At 71.0% G+C, this 15,866-nt stretch carries 13 protein-coding genes and 1 tRNA gene; 12 read left to right on the forward strand and 2 right to left on the reverse strand.

The genetic code is table 11. The features are described from left to right. From EDF28_RS19275 to EDF28_RS13705, 8 genes are all read left to right on the forward strand, one after another. A complete protein-coding gene (locus tag EDF28_RS19275; RefSeq protein ID WP_185020917.1) occupies positions 1-450 on the forward strand; it encodes a hypothetical protein in 450 nt (149 codons plus the stop codon). Then, positions 426-3,233 carry a type I DNA topoisomerase gene (gene topA / locus EDF28_RS13675; protein ID WP_123938661.1) on the forward strand — a complete coding sequence of 936 codons (2,808 nt, stop codon included), beginning with the start codon at positions 426-428 and terminating at the stop codon, positions 3,231-3,233. The genes EDF28_RS19275 and topA overlap by 25 nt, the downstream gene beginning before the upstream one ends. Then, positions 3,230-3,865, forward strand: a complete 636-nt coding sequence (gene tmk, locus EDF28_RS13680) for a dTMP kinase (protein ID WP_123938662.1) — start codon at positions 3,230-3,232, stop codon at positions 3,863-3,865. The genes topA and tmk overlap by 4 nt, the downstream gene beginning before the upstream one ends. Positions 3,866-3,926: 61 nt before the next feature. Beyond that, positions 3,927-5,069, forward strand: coding sequence for a DNA polymerase III subunit delta' (locus EDF28_RS13685; protein WP_123292158.1), 1,143 nt, complete (start codon positions 3,927-3,929; stop codon positions 5,067-5,069). Positions 5,070-5,117: 48 nt separating this feature from the next. Beyond that, the gene (locus EDF28_RS13690) at positions 5,118-5,753 is read left to right on the forward strand and encodes a TetR/AcrR family transcriptional regulator (RefSeq protein ID WP_123938663.1); all 636 of its coding nucleotides are present in this window, start codon (positions 5,118-5,120) and stop codon (positions 5,751-5,753) included. Positions 5,754-5,799: 46 nt separating this feature from the next. Next, positions 5,800-5,872 (forward strand) — tRNA-Thr (locus EDF28_RS13695). A 194-nt stretch (positions 5,873-6,066) separates the two neighbouring features. Then, positions 6,067-6,870, forward strand: a complete 804-nt coding sequence (locus EDF28_RS13700) for a glycoside hydrolase family 16 protein (protein WP_123938664.1) — start codon at positions 6,067-6,069, stop codon at positions 6,868-6,870. A gap of 127 nt (positions 6,871-6,997) precedes the next feature. Next, positions 6,998-7,438, forward strand: a complete 441-nt coding sequence (locus tag EDF28_RS13705) for a BLUF domain-containing protein (protein WP_123938665.1) — start codon at positions 6,998-7,000, stop codon at positions 7,436-7,438. Between the two features lie 3 nt (positions 7,439-7,441). Here the strand turns inward: EDF28_RS13705 and EDF28_RS13710 are convergent, their stop codons facing one another. Then, on the reverse strand, positions 7,442-9,121 hold the full coding sequence (locus EDF28_RS13710; RefSeq protein WP_123938666.1) for an HAD family acid phosphatase: 1,680 nt from the start codon (positions 9,119-9,121) through the stop codon (positions 7,442-7,444). A 129-nt stretch (positions 9,122-9,250) separates the two neighbouring features. On the opposite strand from EDF28_RS13710, the gene EDF28_RS13715 reads away from it, so the two are divergent. From EDF28_RS13715 to EDF28_RS13730, 4 genes are all read left to right on the forward strand, one after another. Further along, positions 9,251-10,246: a Gfo/Idh/MocA family protein gene (locus EDF28_RS13715; protein WP_123938667.1), complete on the forward strand. Its 996-nt coding sequence runs from the start codon at positions 9,251-9,253 to the stop codon at positions 10,244-10,246. A gap of 73 nt (positions 10,247-10,319) precedes the next feature. Continuing rightward, entirely contained in the window at positions 10,320-11,828 is a 1,509-nt protein-coding gene (gene dacB / locus EDF28_RS13720; RefSeq protein ID WP_123938668.1) for a D-alanyl-D-alanine carboxypeptidase/D-alanyl-D-alanine-endopeptidase, read from the forward strand. Positions 11,829-11,851: 23 nt separating this feature from the next. Then, on the forward strand, positions 11,852-12,472 hold the full coding sequence (locus tag EDF28_RS13725) for an isochorismatase family protein (protein ID WP_123938669.1): 621 nt from the start codon (positions 11,852-11,854) through the stop codon (positions 12,470-12,472). Between the two features lie 50 nt (positions 12,473-12,522). After that, positions 12,523-13,992, forward strand: coding sequence for an NAD-dependent succinate-semialdehyde dehydrogenase (locus EDF28_RS13730; RefSeq protein WP_123938779.1), 1,470 nt, complete (start codon positions 12,523-12,525; stop codon positions 13,990-13,992). Between the two features lie 19 nt (positions 13,993-14,011). Here EDF28_RS13730 and EDF28_RS13735 read toward each other — a convergent pair whose 3' ends face one another. Continuing rightward, the gene (locus EDF28_RS13735; RefSeq protein ID WP_123938670.1) at positions 14,012-15,865 is read right to left on the reverse strand and encodes an ABC transporter ATP-binding protein; all 1,854 of its coding nucleotides are present in this window, start codon (positions 15,863-15,865) and stop codon (positions 14,012-14,014) included. Between the last annotated feature and the right edge of the window lies 1 nt (position 15,866).

Below are 15,866 nucleotides of genomic sequence, written 5' to 3' on the forward strand. Positions count from 1 at the left end.
GTGACCGTGCTCGTCGCCGCCGTCCTCGGCGTCGGGGTGCTCGTCGCGTCGTCAGCGCTCGCCGCCGCCGGACACCGCACGCAGGCGGTCCGGGCCGGGGATGCCGCCGACGCCGCCGCGACCTCGGCCGCTGCGACGTCCATCGGACTCTTGACCGGCTCGCCGTGCGACGTCGCCGAGCGGGTCGCACGGGCGAACGGCTCGGCCCTCGTGGCCTGCGACCTCGCCGCCGCGACGGCCCGGGTGCGGGTGGTCGTCGGCTCCGGACCGTTCGCCGTCGGCGCATCCGCGGTCGCCGGTCCGGCGGACGACCACCCCGACCACGGTGTGTATGGTGTGCCTGTCGGCCACCGGTCACCGATGTCCCGGGCGACCCGGACACGTTCGTGTCCAGGGCCGACCAGCACCACGGATCAAGGAGACACGTGCCAGGCACGAAGAAGCTCGTGATCGTCGAGAGCCCTGCGAAGGCGAAGACGATCGCGCAATACCTCGGTGACGGATACGAAGTCCAGGCCTCGGTCGGACACATCCGCGACCTCGTCGAGCCCAAGAACCTGCCGGCCGAGCTCAAGAAGGGCTCCCTCGGCAAGTTCTCGGTGGACGTCGACAACGGCTTCGAGCCGTACTACGTCGTGTCCGACGCCAAGAAGAAGACGGTCGCCGAACTCAAGCGTGCGCTCAAGGATGCCGACGAGCTCTACCTCGCAACAGATGAAGACCGCGAGGGTGAAGCGATCGCGTGGCACCTGCTCCAGGTCCTCAAGCCGAAGGTCCCCGTCAAGCGGATGGTCTTCCACGAGATCACGAAGGAGGCGATCCAGCGGGCGCAGGAGGCCACCCGTGAGCTCGACACCGCCCTCGTCGACGCGCAGGAGACCCGCCGCATCCTCGACCGCCTCTACGGGTACGAGGTCTCGCCGGTCCTGTGGCGCAAGGTCGCTCCCGGCCTCTCCGCCGGTCGTGTGCAGTCCGCCGCGACCCGGCTCGTGGTCGACCGCGAACGCGAGCGGCTCGCCTTCGTCTCGGCCAACTACTGGGACCTCTCCGCTCGGTTCGAGAAGACGGGGGAGTCCTCCTTCTCGGCGCGACTCGCCCGGATCCAGGGCACCCGCGTCGCCTCGGGGCGCGACTTCGACGACCGCGGTGCGCTCAGCGGTGACGTCGTACGTCTCGACGAGGCCGCAGCCGCCTCGCTGACCACCGTGCTCGAGCGCGCCGGGGACGCCACCGTCCGCAGCGTCGACTCGAAGCCGTACACCCGCCGTCCGGCGGCACCGTTCACCACGTCGACCCTGCAGCAGGAGTCAGCGCGCAAGCTGCGCCTGTCGCCGCGGCAGACGGCGCGTGCAGCACAGACGCTGTACGAGAACGGGTACATCACCTACATCCGTACCGACTCGGTCTCGCTCTCGAAGCAGGCGATCGACGCGGCCCGCAAGCAGGCGGCCGACCTGTACGGCGCCGCGACCGTGCCGGACAAGCCCCGTCTGTACGCGAGCAAGAGCAAGAACGCGCAAGAGGCGCACGAGGCGATCCGTCCCTCGGGCGACTCCTTCCGCACTCCGCAGGAGCTCCAGGGCACGCTCACCGGTGTCGAGTGGCGGCTCTACGACCTCATCTGGAAGCGCACCGTCGCCTCCCAGATGGCGGACGCCAAGGGGTCGACCGCATCGATCGTGCTCGGTATCTCGTCGGCCGAGTCGGTCGAGGGCATCACGTCGACCGCGAACGGCACGGACGCCGAGTTCACCGCGTCCGGCACCGTCATCACCTTCCGCGGGTTCCTCAGCGCCTACGAAGAAGGCCGCGACGAAGACCGCCACGAGTCGAGCGAACGTGCCGGTCAGGACGTCGCACTGCCCGACGTCAAGCAGGGCGAGCACCTCGAGGTGCACGACGTGCTGGCGAAGGGGCACGACACCACGCCCCCGCCGCGCTTCACCGAGGCCAGCCTCATCAAGACGCTGGAAGAGCTCGGGATCGGGCGTCCGTCGACCTACCCGACGATCAGCCCGACGATCATCGACCGCGGCTACGTGTCCCTGCGCGGCACCCAGCTCGTGCCGAACTGGATCGCGTTCAGCGTGGTCCGGTTGCTCGAGGAGTACTTCGGCGAACTGGTGGAGTACGACTTCACCGCCGAGATGGAAGAGGACCTCGACCGGATCGCGCGCGGCGACGCCGACCGGGTCGACTGGCTCAAGGGCTTCTACTTCGGTGGCGGCGACGACGACCAGCGCGGCCTGCGGACCGTCATCGACAACCTCGGCGAGATCGACGCGCGTGAGATCAACTCGGTCGAGCTCGCACCGGGCCTCACCCTGCGGATCGGTCGTTACGGCCCCTACATCGAGGTGCCGAGCGACGACCCGGAGAAGCCGCGTCGCGTCAACGTCCCCGAGGACCTGGCACCCGACGAGCTGACCGTCGAGAAGGCCAAGGAACTCGTCGACGCCCCCGTCATCGGCGACCGCGTCGTTGGCATCAACCCGGACACGGGCAAGGAGGTCCTGGCGAAGGACGGCCGCTTCGGCCCCTACGTCACGGAGCGCACCCCGGAGCCCGAGCCCACCGTCGACCCGAAGACCGGCGAGGTCGTCGACGCCGCGGCCGCCGCCCCGGAGCCCGCAGCAGCCGAGGCCTCCGCCGAGACGACGACCGGCAAGAAGGCCCCGGCGAAGAAGGCCCCGGCGAAGAAGACGACGAAGAAGGCCGCGGCGCCCAAGGAACGGACCGCCTCGCTCTTCAAGTCGATGGACCCGGCGACCGTCGACCTCGAGACCGCGCTGAAGCTCCTCGACCTGCCCCGCGTCGTCGGACAGGACCCGGAAACCGGCAACGACATCACCGCGCAGAACGGTCGCTACGGCCCGTACCTGAAGAAGGGGACGGACACCCGGACGCTCCCGGGCGAGGACGCGATCTTCGACATCGACCTCCCCGGTGCGCTCGAGATCTTCTCGCAGCCGAAGTACGGCGGGAACCGTGCCGCGAGCTCCGCGCTGAAGGAGTTCGAGGCGGACCCCGTGTCCGGCAAGCCGATCAAGATGAAGGACGGCCGCTTCGGCCCCTACGTCACCGACGGCGAGACGAACGCGACGATCCCGAAGGGCGAGGACGTCGAGGCCGTCGACCACGCCCGTGCGGTCCAGCTCATCGCGGACAAGCGCGCCAAGGGCCCGGTCAAGAAGAAGACGCCGGCCCGACGGGCGCCGGCGAAGAAGAAGTGACCGGACGGTTCATCACGCTCGAGGGCGGCGACGGCGCGGGCAAGACGACCCAGGCCGAGCTGCTCTCGGCGTGGCTCGTCGAGCACGGCCGCACCGTCCTGCGCACCCGCGAGCCTGGCGGCACCGACCTGGGCCTCAGGATCCGCGAGATCGTGCTGCACGAGCGCGGGCACGTGTCGCCCCGGGCCGAGGCGCTGTTGTACGCGGCCGACCGCGCGCACCACGTCGAGACGGTCGTGCGTCCCGCGATCGCCCGCGACGAGGTCGTGCTGCAGGACCGCTACATCGACTCGTCGGTCGCCTACCAGGGCGTCGCGCGCGGCCTCGGCGCCGAACACATCCGCTCGGTGTCGGAGTGGGCGGCGGACGGCCTGGCGCCGGACCTGACGATCCTGCTCGACCTCGACGTGACGGTCGGACGCGCCCGGGTTGCCGCGGCCCGTGGCGACACGTTCGACCGCCTGGAGTCCGAGGCCGAGGCGTTCCACGAGTCGGTGCGACGGGCCTTCCTGGACATGGCGGCGGCCGAGCCCGACCGCTTCCTGGTGGTCGACGCCGGCGGATCCACCGATGACGTGCAGCGTGCCATCCGTGCCGCGGTCGCCCCGCTCGTCGCGATCGACCCGGCATGACCGTGGTCGCCCGCATGGTGGTGGTCGCCCGCATGACGGTGGTCGCTGACAGGATGGTCCCGTGAGCGTGTGGGACGGCCTGACCGGTCAGGAAGAAGCAGTCGCCTCCCTCCGGAACGCCGCGGAGTCGACCGACGGCACCGGCGGCATGACGCACTCGTGGTTGATCACGGGGCCGCCCGGGTCCGGCCGGTCGAACGTGGCGACGGCGTTCGCCGCGGCCCTCGTGGGCAACGGTCCCGACGACGACCACACCCTGCAGCAGATCACCGCGAAGACCCATCCCGACGTGTCGGTGCTCACGACGCAGCGCGTGATCATCACGATCGACGAGATCCGGCAGCTCGTGACCTCGTCGTACTACTCGCCCTCGGTCGGGCGGTACCGCATCGTCATCATCGAGGACGCCGACCGCATGACGGAACGCACCTCGAACCTGCTGCTCAAGGCGCTCGAAGAACCTCCGGAGCGCACCGTCTGGATCCTCTGCGCCCCGAGTGAAGCCGACCTGCTGCCCACCATCCGGTCGCGCGTCCGCTCCGTACGCCTCCGGGTCCCCGGCATCGAGTCCGTCGCCGACCTGCTCGTCGCCCGCACCGGCATCGACCGCGCCCTCGCGATGGACGCAGCACGGCAGGCGCAGAGCCACATCGGCATGGCGCAGCGCCTGGCCACGAGCGAGGACGCCCGCGATCGTCGCCGCCGCACCCTGACGACCGTGCTCGGCGTCCGGAGCGTCGGCGACGCCGTGATGGCCGCCGCCGACCTGCTCGCCGTCGCCGACGAGGACGCCAAGGCGATCACGCAGCAGCGCGACTCCGAAGAACGCGACGCCGCACTGCGATCGCTCGGCATCGAACCCGGCGGGACGATCCCGCCGGCCCTCCGCTCGCAGCTCCGGCTGCTCGAGGACGACCAGAAGCGCCGTGCGACCCGCAGCCTGCGCGACGGTCTCGACCGCATCCTGGTCGACGTGTCCTCGCTGTACCGCGACCTGCTCCTGCTCGGTCTCGGTGCCCCGGCGGAACCCGTCAACCTGGCGATGCGCGACCACCTCGACCAGGCCCTGCAGTCGGTCACGCCGGCCGCGGCGCTCGAGGTGCTCGACGCGATCGCCCTCGCCCGGCAGCGGATCGCGGCGAACGTGGCGGCGTTGCTCGCGCTCGAGGCGCTGCTCGTCACGATCGCCCGCGTCCGGCACTGACCGTGACGGACTCTCCCCGCGACGAGTGGGGCATGGGACAATCGCGGCATGCCCGACGCTGAACCCGGCCTGCGCGAACGGAAACGCCGCGCCACCCGCCGCGCCATCCAGGCGGCCGCGCTCCGCATCGCGATCGAGGACGGCCTCGGAGCGGTCACCGTGGACGAGATCTCGCGTCGCGCCGACGTCTCACCCCGCACGTTCTTCAACTACTTCCCGAGCAAGGAACAGGCGATCCTCGGGGACGACCCGGAGCTGCCCGACGACGCCGCGCTGCAGGAGTTCGTCGACGGGGGACCGGGCGGCGACCTGCTGTCGGACCTCGGCGCACTGCTCGTCCACTCGACGCAGGAGCTCATCGAGGAACGCGGACTCATCGAGGAGCGGCAGCAGGTGCTCCGGGCGAACCCCGAACTCTTCAGCCGTCGCATGGAGTCGATGAAGGAGTTCCAGGCCGAGATCCAGGCGGCGGTCGCCCGGCGGCTCGAACGCGAGGACCCCGAACTCGCCGCAGACCCCGATGCGCTCCGTCGTCGGGCGCGCCTGGCGTCGATCGTGGCGCTCGGTGCGCTCCGGCACGCGTGGTGGGAGTGGTCCGGGTCCGAGGCCGGTTCGCACCTGGTCGACGAGCTCCGCAGGTCCTTCGCCGAGCTCGGCGTGCTCGTTTCGCGTTCACTCGTCTGAACCTGTATAGTCATTGATCGTGCCGCTCCGGGTTCGGAGCGAGCGCGCCGCCTTAGCTCAGTCGGTAGAGCGATTCACTCGTAATGAATAGGTCGTCGGTTCGATTCCGACAGGCGGCTCAGAACACGTCCCCGGTCACGGATCTGCAACAGGTCCTGACCGGGGATTTCTGCATCTGCGGGAAACCGCACCCCTTGGCTCCGGACCAGACAGCGGAGGAGGCCGCGGGTTAGCCTCGTCAGGACGCGGGGATCCCCGCGACCGACCACCTGCACCGCCCCGTACCCCTCGGCGGACGACCGACGGAGGTACCGTGTTCAAGCGTGCGACGACCGTCGTCCTGGTGGCTGCTGCGGCTGCTGCGCTGGCCATCACGGCCGCCGCGGTACCGGAGTCGCGGGCGACGTCATCGGCGGCCCCGGCCGGTGGATCGAGCAGCAGCGCGACCCCGACGCCGCACCCGACCACGGTGGCCACCGATCCGACCATCGGGCGCACGCCGACCTTCTCGGTGGACTTCGACACGCCGGCTGCGGCGAACGGCCCGTTCGCGGCGACGTACGCGCAGTCGTGGCAGCCGTACCCGGACGGCACCGGCGGCAAGTACTGGTCGAGCAAGATGGTCAGCGCCCACGACGGGTACATGGACATCGCCCTCGACGGCGAGCACGGTTCGGCCGGAACGTTCGGCACGCCCGAGGACGCCTGGTCGCACGTCGGCGGGTCGTTCAGCGTCCGCGCCCGTGCCACCGGCGGCGACAAGAACGGCGCAGCGATCATGCTCTGGCCGACGTCGAACGACTGGGCGGACGGCGAACTCAACTACCCCGAGGGCAACTTCGACGGCTCGCCGCGGGTGTTCCACCACTCGATGCTGCCCGGGGACGAGAAGGCGTCGGACAACTACAACACCCGGGTGTCCTGGCGGGACTGGCACACCTACACGACGGAGTGGATCCCCGGGCGGGCGATCCACTACTACCTCGACGGCAAGCTCGTCTTCACGGTCGCGCGGAACGTCCCGACGACCCCGCACCGCTACATGGTGCAGGTCGGCGACTGGGGCAAGGCCGGCCACCTGCAGATCGACTGGGTCCGCACCTACGACGCGCAGTGAGCCCGGGCCGCGCCGACGCGCGGTGACGCCGGGCCGCGCCGGCCCGCTCCCCGTTCTGGGGCTGCGCCGGACCTCCGTCGTGCGGGACGATCGAACCGAAGCCGTGTTCTCCGTTCGGAAGGTCGTCATGCTCCTGTCACTCGTCTACATGAGCGCCGCCGACGAACCCTTCGACCAGCCCCGCCTCGACGCGCTCCTCGAACACGCCAGGGCCCGGAACGCCGCATCGGGCCTGTCCGGTCTGCTCGTGTACAAGGACGGCCGCTTCATGCAGCTGCTCGAGGGTCCTGAGGCCGCGGTCCTCGAGACGTACCAGCGCATCACCGAGGACCCCCGGCACACCGACGTCGGGCTGCTCGTCGAGGAGCGGATCCACACGCCGCGGTTCGGCGAGTGGACGATGGCGTTCGACCGCGACCACGAGACCGCGCTCCCCGATGGCTTCGACACGTTCCTGTCCGACGGCGACCGGAGTGCGGACACCAGCAAGGCGCGAGCGTTGCTGCGCTGGTTCCGCACCCACCCGATGGCCGCGCCCGACGCCGCACTCGGCAAGCACCGGCGCTGAGGGTCAGGGCAGGTAGTACGTCGGGTTCGGCAGCTTGACGCTGCGGTCCGCCGAGCCCCCGAGCAGGTCGCTGTACTGGTCGCCGAAGTTCGCGACCACGTCGTAGCGGCCGCCCGATCGTGACTCGATGTGCGCCCGAGTCTGCGACTTGTACTCGACGGTGGTGCACTTCGCCGTGGCGCAGGTGATGTACGACGGCTGCTGCGACGCCCCGACCCCGGTCCACTTCGTGTAGTACGTCTCGGTGCCGCGCTTCGTCGCCGAGAACTGCGGGTAGCCGACGCGCTGCAGGTTGTCGATGGTGGCGGTCTCCTGATCGGCGTTCCGGCCGGTCAGCCCGATGACCGTGCAGCCGGAACGCTGTGCGATCGACACGAGCGAGGTCATCGACGGGGTCGCGGGGAACCGTTCGTCCTGCACCCACTCGTCCTGCAGTGCAGGGTCGAACACGAAGTGCATGTCCGCGACCTCCATGTCGTAGGTCCAGAGCGTGGTGTCGTCGGCGTCGAGCACGATCGCGGGGTTGCGGTGCAGCTTGCGGCCGACGGCGCACTGGGCGGCGACGACGGGGGCCTGCCGCCGGACGAGGGACCGCATCTCGCGGATGTACGGGGAGTCGGTGCGGTTCGCGAGTCCGGTGCCGGGGTCGCCGTAGTAGGTGGCGATGGTCTTCTTGACGGAGTCGATGTTCGGGATGCCCTCACCGGACTGGGTCGCACCGGAGGAGCCGTCGGCAGCCATCGTGAACTGTGTGCGGGGCGCGAGCCGGGGCTCGGAGACGCCGGGCAGGTCGGCCGAGGGGAGGTAGTAGGTGGGGTTCGGCAGCTTGAGGGACCGGTCGGCGTACCCGCCCTGCAGGTCGCTCCACTGGTCGCCGATGTTCAGCGTGATGTCGTAGCCGAGGTCCTGCTCGATGTGCTTGCGGGTCAGCGCCTTGTACTCGACGGTCGTGCAGCTCGCGGCGGCGCAGGTCACGTACGACGGCTGCTGCGAGGCGCCCTTGCCGGTCCACTTCGTGAAGAAGCGGTCCTCGGTGAAGGCGGTGTAGCCGACCTTCGACAGGTTCTGCACGGTCGCGGTCTTCTGGTCGTCGTTCCGGCCGGTCAGTCCGAACACGGTGAAGCCCATCGCGGCGGCGCGGTTGACGAAGCCGACCATGGACGGGGTGGCGGCGAAGCGCTCGTCCTGCACCCACTCGTCCTGCCGTGCGGGATCGAAGACGAAGTGCATGTCCGCGACCTCCATGTCGTACGTCCACAGGGTGGTGTCGTCGGCGTCGAGGACGATCGCGGGCTTCTCGCCGTGCCGGACGGCATGGTCGTGGATGCGCTGCAGCGACGCTCCCTGGCGGGCGACGATCGATCGCATCTCGCGGATGTAGGGGGAGTCGGTGCGGTTCGCGAGTCCGGTGCCGGGGTCGCCGTAGTAGGTGGCGATGGTCTTCTTGACGGAGTCGATGTTCGGGATGCCCTCGCCGCCCTGCGTCGCACCGGACGTGCCGTCGGCAGCCATCGTGAAGTGCGTCCGCGGCGTCAGGCCGGCGTCGGCGGAGTGCCCCGGCGAGTGTCCCGGTCCGTGTCCTGGGTCGCCCCACCCGTGTGCGTTGGCCGGACCGCCGACGAGGGTGGACGTGAGGACGATCGCGGCGCTGGTGGCGACGACGGAGAGGACGGAACGGCGCATGGAGGACCTGCACACCTTCGACTCGGGGAGGAGTGACCCCCGGATGGGGGATCGTGGAGCACGTTAGCTGGCAATCACCAGTGGAGTCCATACCAAAGTGCTGCGGCCAGTCCTGGTAGACATGGCCGCATGACGGTTCGCTGGGGAGTCATCGGCACGGGCGGCATCGCCCGGTCCTTCGTGGGCGACTGCGTCGCCGCGGGCATCGAGTTCACGGCGGTCGGCAGCCGCACCCGCGACGGTGCCGAGGCGTTCGCGGCGGAGTTCGGCATCCCACGGGCGCACGGCTCCTACGAGGACCTCGTCGCCGACGACACGGTCGACGCCGTGTACGTCGCGACCCCGCACGTCCGGCACGCCGAGGACGCCCTGCTCGCGATCCGCGCCGGCAAGCACGTCCTCGTCGAGAAGGCCTTCACGATGACGGCGGCCGAGGCGCGGACCGTGGTCAATGCTGCCCGTCGAGCGGGCGTCGCGGTGACCGAGGCGATGTGGACCCGGTTCCTGCCGCAGATGGCGATGATCCGCGAGGTCCTGGCCGAGGGGCGCATCGGCCGGCCGGTGCTCGTCGAGGCGACGCACCACCAGGCCCTGCCCACCGACCCGTCGCACCGGCTGCGCGATCCCGCCCTCGGCGGTGGAGCCCTGCTGGACCTGGGCGTGTACCCGGTGTCCTTCGCCGTCGACGTGCTGGGGGTGCCCACCTCGCTCGTCGCGGCCGGCACGCTGAGCGAGCAGGGTGTCGACACGCAGATGGGCATCGTCCTGACGCACGACGGCGGTGCACAGTCGGTGATCCACTTCGGGATGGACGTGCGCAGCCCGAACACGGCCTCGGTGATCGGCGAGTCGGGGCGCATCGACGTCGACTCGACCTGGTACACCCCGACGACGTGGCGGATCCGGGACCGCGACGGCGTCGTGGTCGAGGAGTTCGACGCGCGCGAGGAGCTCGCCGGCTACGGCCACGAGGCGCGCGCGTTCGAGGCGATGGTCACGTCCGGCGTGCACGAGGGCGGTCCGATGGACGCCGAACAGTCGGTCGCGATCATGGCCGTCATGGACGAGGCCCGCCACCAGGTCGGCGTGCGTTACCCCGCGGACGACGCCTCCACAGCGCCCTGATCCGGGTCGCGTCGTCCACATCGGGACGATCCGGCCTGGAGGCTCCTGCCGCAGTTCCGTAGGATCGGTCGCGATGTCCGAGCAGCAGCCCACCCCGCCTTCCGTACCGGAGCGTGTCCGCGCCGCCGTCGCAGCCGCGCGCGCCTCCGCCGTGCGCCGCCCGGTGCCCTGGATCGCCGGTGGGCTCGCGGCCCTGCTCGTGGTCGGTTCGGGCGGGGCCGTCGCGGTCGCCGCGGCGATGACACCGGACACGGGCACGACGGCCGCGCCGGCGACCACGTCGCGCGCGACCTCGACGCCGAGCCGATCGACCGCCACCGCGAAGCGACCGACGAGCACGCCGACACCCACCCCGGACGCCCGCGCCGTGCCGAAGGACCCGGCCGGCCCCTCCGCCCTGCGCACCTGCTCGATCGCCGGCGCGGCGTCGGCGAGTGGTCTCGGTGCGTTCGAGGGGTACGTCATGGACGCGAAGACCGGCGAGGTCCTGTTCTCGAAGGACGGCGACAAGGCCGCCCAGACCGGCAGCGTCATGAAGACCCTGACGACGGCGACGGCGCTCGCGGTGCTCGGCGGCGACCACCGCATCCCGACCACGGTCACGCAGGAGTCCGGCGGGACCATCGCGCTGGTCGGGCACGGCGACGCCACCCTGTCCGCCGGCAACGGCACGGTCTACCCGGGGGCCCCGACGCTCGCGCAGCTCGCCCAGCAGGTCAAGGCGAAGGTCGGCGACACCCCCGTCACCACCATCGTCACCGACGACACGTACTGGAGCGACGCCGACGCGTGGGACCCCACGTGGCCGGTGTCCGAGCGCACGATCGGGTACCAGCCGGAGATCACCGCGCTCATGGTCGACGGTGACCGGGCGAACCCGGCGGCGGCGACCTCGCCCCGGTCCGAGGACCCGGTCGGCCGTGCGGGCACCGCGTTCCGGACGGCACTGGCGAACGCCGGGGTCGCCGGGGCGGGGTCGGCACAGATCGTCAAGCGCGCCACGACCAGCACGGACACCATCGCGACGGTGTCGTCGCAGCCGGTGTCGACACTGATCGGGCAGATGATCCCGAACTCGGACAACACCCTCGCCGAGATGCTCGCCCGGGTGTCGTCGAAGGAGTCCGGCTCGAACGGGTCGGCGGCGTCGCTGACCTCGGTGTACCAGTCGGCGCTCGGCTCCTACGGCGTCGACCCGGCCGGCATCGTCATCAAGGACGGCTCGGGCGAGAGCGCCGCCAACGCGGTGTCGCCGAACTTCGTCGCCCACCTCATGGTGCAGGTCGCCGCCGGTGCGAAGGGCCTCGGTACCCTCGCGAACGCTCTGCCCGTGTCGGGGCAGTCCGGCACGCTGGCCAGCCGCTTCACCGGCGCGAACGCCGTCGCCCGCGGCAAGGTGCACGCGAAGACCGGGTGGATCGACAGCGCGAACACCCTCGGCGGGTACATCGACGCCGCGGACGGATCGCGCCTGACCTTCGCGTTCTACGCCATCGGTTCGTCGCGCGCGGCCGCGCTGCCGGCGCTCGACGCGGTGACCGCGGCGGCCTACTCGTGCGGGAGCAAGCTCACCGACTCCTGAGTCACCGGGTGTTGGATGGGCCCATGGCACGGGCTCTCCTCATCGTCGATGTCCAGAACGACTTCACCGAGGGCGGTGCGCTCGGGGTGACCGGGGGTGCGGCCCTCGCGGAACGGATCAGCGCGTTCCTCGGCCGGCACGCCGAGGAGTACGACCTGATCGTCGGCTCCCGCGACTGGCACCACGGCGACGACGACAACGGCGGACACTTCGCCGGACCCGAGGGCCCCGACTTCGTCGACACGTGGCCCGTGCACTGCGTGGCCGGCACACCGGGCGCCGAGTACCACCCGGAGCTCGACACCGAGCCGATCGACGTCGACGTCTTCAAGGGCCAGGGCACGCCGGACTACTCGGCGTTCCAGGCGCGGACCGAGGCGGGCGTGCCGTTGCCGGACATCCTGACCGAGCACCGGGTGCACTCCGTCGACATCGTCGGCATCGCCACCGACCACTGCGTCCGGGCCTCGGCCCTCGACGCCCGCGCCGCCGGCATCGACGTCGCGGTCTACGAGGACCTGGTCGCCGGCGTCGACGACGAGCGCAGCGCCCGCGCGCTCGACGACATCCGAGCGGCCGGCGGGCACGTCGACCGCAGCGACATGGACGAGGGGCTCGCGAACCCCGGAGGAGCACAGTTGTGACCGAGACCAGCACCGACACGAGCGCCACGACCGGCGACCTCACCACGACCGTGGGCGACGACCACGTCACCGTGCAGGGCGTCCCGACGGGCCTGTTCATCGGCGGGTCCTGGCGCCCGTCGACGAGCGGCGCGACGTTCGCCGTCCGCGACCCCTCGACCGGCGACGTCCTGGCCGAGGTCGCCGACGCCACCCCCGAGGACGGCATCGCCGCGCTCGACGCCGCGGTGGCCGCACAGCAGGAGTGGGCGGCGACCGCACCACGCCAGCGTTCCGACGTGTTGCGCCGCGCGTTCGACCTCGTCCGCGCCCACGAGGACGACCTGGCCGCCCTGATGACGCTCGAGATGGGCAAGCCCCTGACAGAGGCCCGCGGCGAGGTGGTCTACGGCGGCGAGTTCCTCCGCTGGTTCTCGGAGGAGGCCGTCCGCATCGGCGGCGACTACCGCACCAACCCCGAGGGCACCGGACGCGCGATCGTCCTGAAGCGTCCGGTCGGCCCGGTGTACGCGATCACCCCGTGGAACTTCCCCCTCGCCATGGCGACCCGCAAGATCGGCCCCGCACTGGCGGCCGGCTGCACGGTCGTCGTGAAGCCGGCGGAGCTCACGCCGCTGACCACGCTGTTCCTGGTCGAGCTGTTCCGCCGTGCCGGGCTGCCGGACGGCGTGCTCAACGTGGTGCCGTCCCTCGACGCCAAGGGCCTGTCCGAGCCGATCATCGCCGACCGCCGCCTCCGCAAGCTCACCTTCACCGGGTCGACGCCGGTCGGGTCCGCGCTCCTCAAGCAGGCGGCGGACAACGTGCTCAGGACGAGCATGGAGCTCGGCGGCAACGCCCCGCTGTTGGTCTTCGACGACGCCGACCTCGACGCCGCCGTCACCGCTGCGATGCTCGCGAAGTTCCGGAACGTCGGCGAGGCCTGCACGGCCGCCAACCGGTTCTTCGTGCAGGACGGCATCGCCGACGCGTTCGTGGCCGCCCTCACCGCGAAGGTCGACGCGCTCCGCATCGGCCGGGGCACCGAGGACGGCACGACGATGGGCCCGCTCATCGACGACCGTGCGGTGGACAAGGCCGCTGGACTCGTCGACGACGCGGTCACCCGCGGCGCACGGCTCGTCACCGGCGGACACCGCGTCGAGCGGCCCGGCACCTACTACGCGCCCACGGTGCTCGACGACGTGCATCCGGGGTCGGAGATCCTGACGACCGAGATCTTCGGACCGGTCGTGTCGATCACCCGCTTCGCGACCGAGGACGAGGGCATCCGGCTCGCCAACGACACCGAGTTCGGGCTCATCGCCTACGCGTTCACGACGGACCTCCCACGCGGGCAGCGGCTCGCCGAACGCCTGGAGACCGGGATGCTCGGGCTGAACACCGGCGTCGTGTCGAACGCAGCGTTCCCGTTCGGCGGGGTGAAGTCGTCCGGGCTCGGCCGCGAGGGCTCGCACGAGGGCATCGAGGAGTACCTCGAGACCGTGTACGTGCTCACCCCGGACCCGTTCGCCGCCTGAACGGGCCCGACGGCGGGGCTCAGACCAGCAGCTGGTGCTTCGCCAGGTCGCGGTAGAGCGGCGTCGACTCGACGAGCTCGGAGTGCGTGCCGGCGCCGACGACCCGGCCGTGCTCGAGCACGACGATGACGTCGGAGTCCACCACGGTGGACAGCCGGTGCGCGATGACGAGCAGGGTGCGGTCCTCAGCGACGGCATCGATCGCCAGCCGCATCTTCTGCTCGTTCACACCGTCGAGCGACGACGTCGACTCGTCGAGCAGCAGGATCGGGGGAGCGGCGAGCAGCGCGCGGGCGATGGCCAGCCGTTGACGCTCTCCGCCCGAGAGCATCACGCCGTCCTCGCCGACCTGGGCGTCGAGCCCACGCGGGTCGCGGTGCAGCACCTCGCCGAGGTTGACCGCCTCGAGCACGCGGACGCAGTCGTCCTCGGTCGCGTCCGGCGAACCGAGCAGCAGGTTCGCGCGGATGGTGCCGGCGAGAACCGGGGCGTCCTGCTCGACGTAGCCGATCTGGGCGCGGAGCTCCTGGCGGTCCATGCCCCGGACGTCGATGCCACCGAGCCTGATGACGCCTTCGGTCGGGTCGTAGAACCGCTCGATCAGGGCGAGGGTCGTCGACTTGCCAGCACCCGACGGACCCACGAGTGCGACCCGCGAGCCGCGGGGAACGCGGAACGACACGTCGTGGAGCACCACGTCGTCGACCGGACGCTCGTCGGCAAGGCGATCCGGGCCTCCCGGTCGATCCACCGCGCCGGACGCGACGGCGCCGTCCGGACCGGACGCATCCGCTGCAGCCGCGTACCGGAACGTGACGTGCTCGAACGTGATGGCATCGTCGGAGGCGACCGCGGCGGCGGGGCGCGCAGCGGCGTCGTCCTGCGCCTCGGTCGGCAGGTGCAGGATCTCCTCGATCCGGCCGAGCGCACCGAGCGCCTGGGCGACCGCGACGGCGGCGCCCATCGCCTGGCCGAGCGGCATGATCATCATGAAGAGCAGCAGGATGAACGTGATGAGCGTGGCGATGGTGATGGTGCCCGCGGCGACCTGGGCCCCGCCGACGCCGAGCACGGCGATGAACGCCACCTGCATGACGATGCTCGCGACCGGCACGACGAAGGCGGACATCTTCGCGATGTCGAGGCCGCGCTGGTAGGCCTCGGTCGCGTGTCCGTCGACCTCGTGCACCTCGCGCTCGGTGGCACCCGCCGCGCGGATGGTGCGGACGGCGCCGATGCCGCGCTCGACGGCCGCGGTCAGGTCGCCGACCTTCTCCTGCGCACGCTTCGACGCGATCCGGATGCGCCGACTCAGTCCGCCGACGACCACGATCGCGACCAGGACGATGACGACCACGATCACGAGCAGCAGCGGGTCGATTATCGCCATCGCGATGATCGCGCCGATGAAGGTGAGCGCGCCACCGATCGACTCGATCAGGCCCTGGGTCAGGACCGCGCGCAGGAGCGTGGTGTCGCTGCCGACGCGGGACACCAGGTCGCCGGTGCGCCGGGTGTCGAACTCCGAGATCGGCAGGTTGAGGATGCGGGCGATGAGCTTCCGGCGCGTGGAGAGCACGACGCCCTCGCCCGCACGCTGGAGCAGGAAGTGCTGCACACCGTTCAGGACGCCGGCGACCAGGACGAGCCCGACGAGCAGCCAGACGAGCGTGCTGAGCGTGTTGCCCTGCTGCACGGCCGTGACGACCTGGTTGACGAGCAGCGGCTGCGCGAGCGACGCCCCGGCGCCGAGGATGCTCAGCACGATGATGACGACCATCGCCGGCTTGTTCTCGAACAGGTAGGACAACAGGCGGCCGAAGGTGGCGCGGGGGCCGTCGGTCTTCTTGGGGCGCGCGAAGGGGAGACTCATC

Source organism: Curtobacterium sp. PhB137, assembly GCF_003814955.1.
Lineage (GTDB): Bacteria > Actinomycetota > Actinomycetes > Actinomycetales > Microbacteriaceae > Curtobacterium.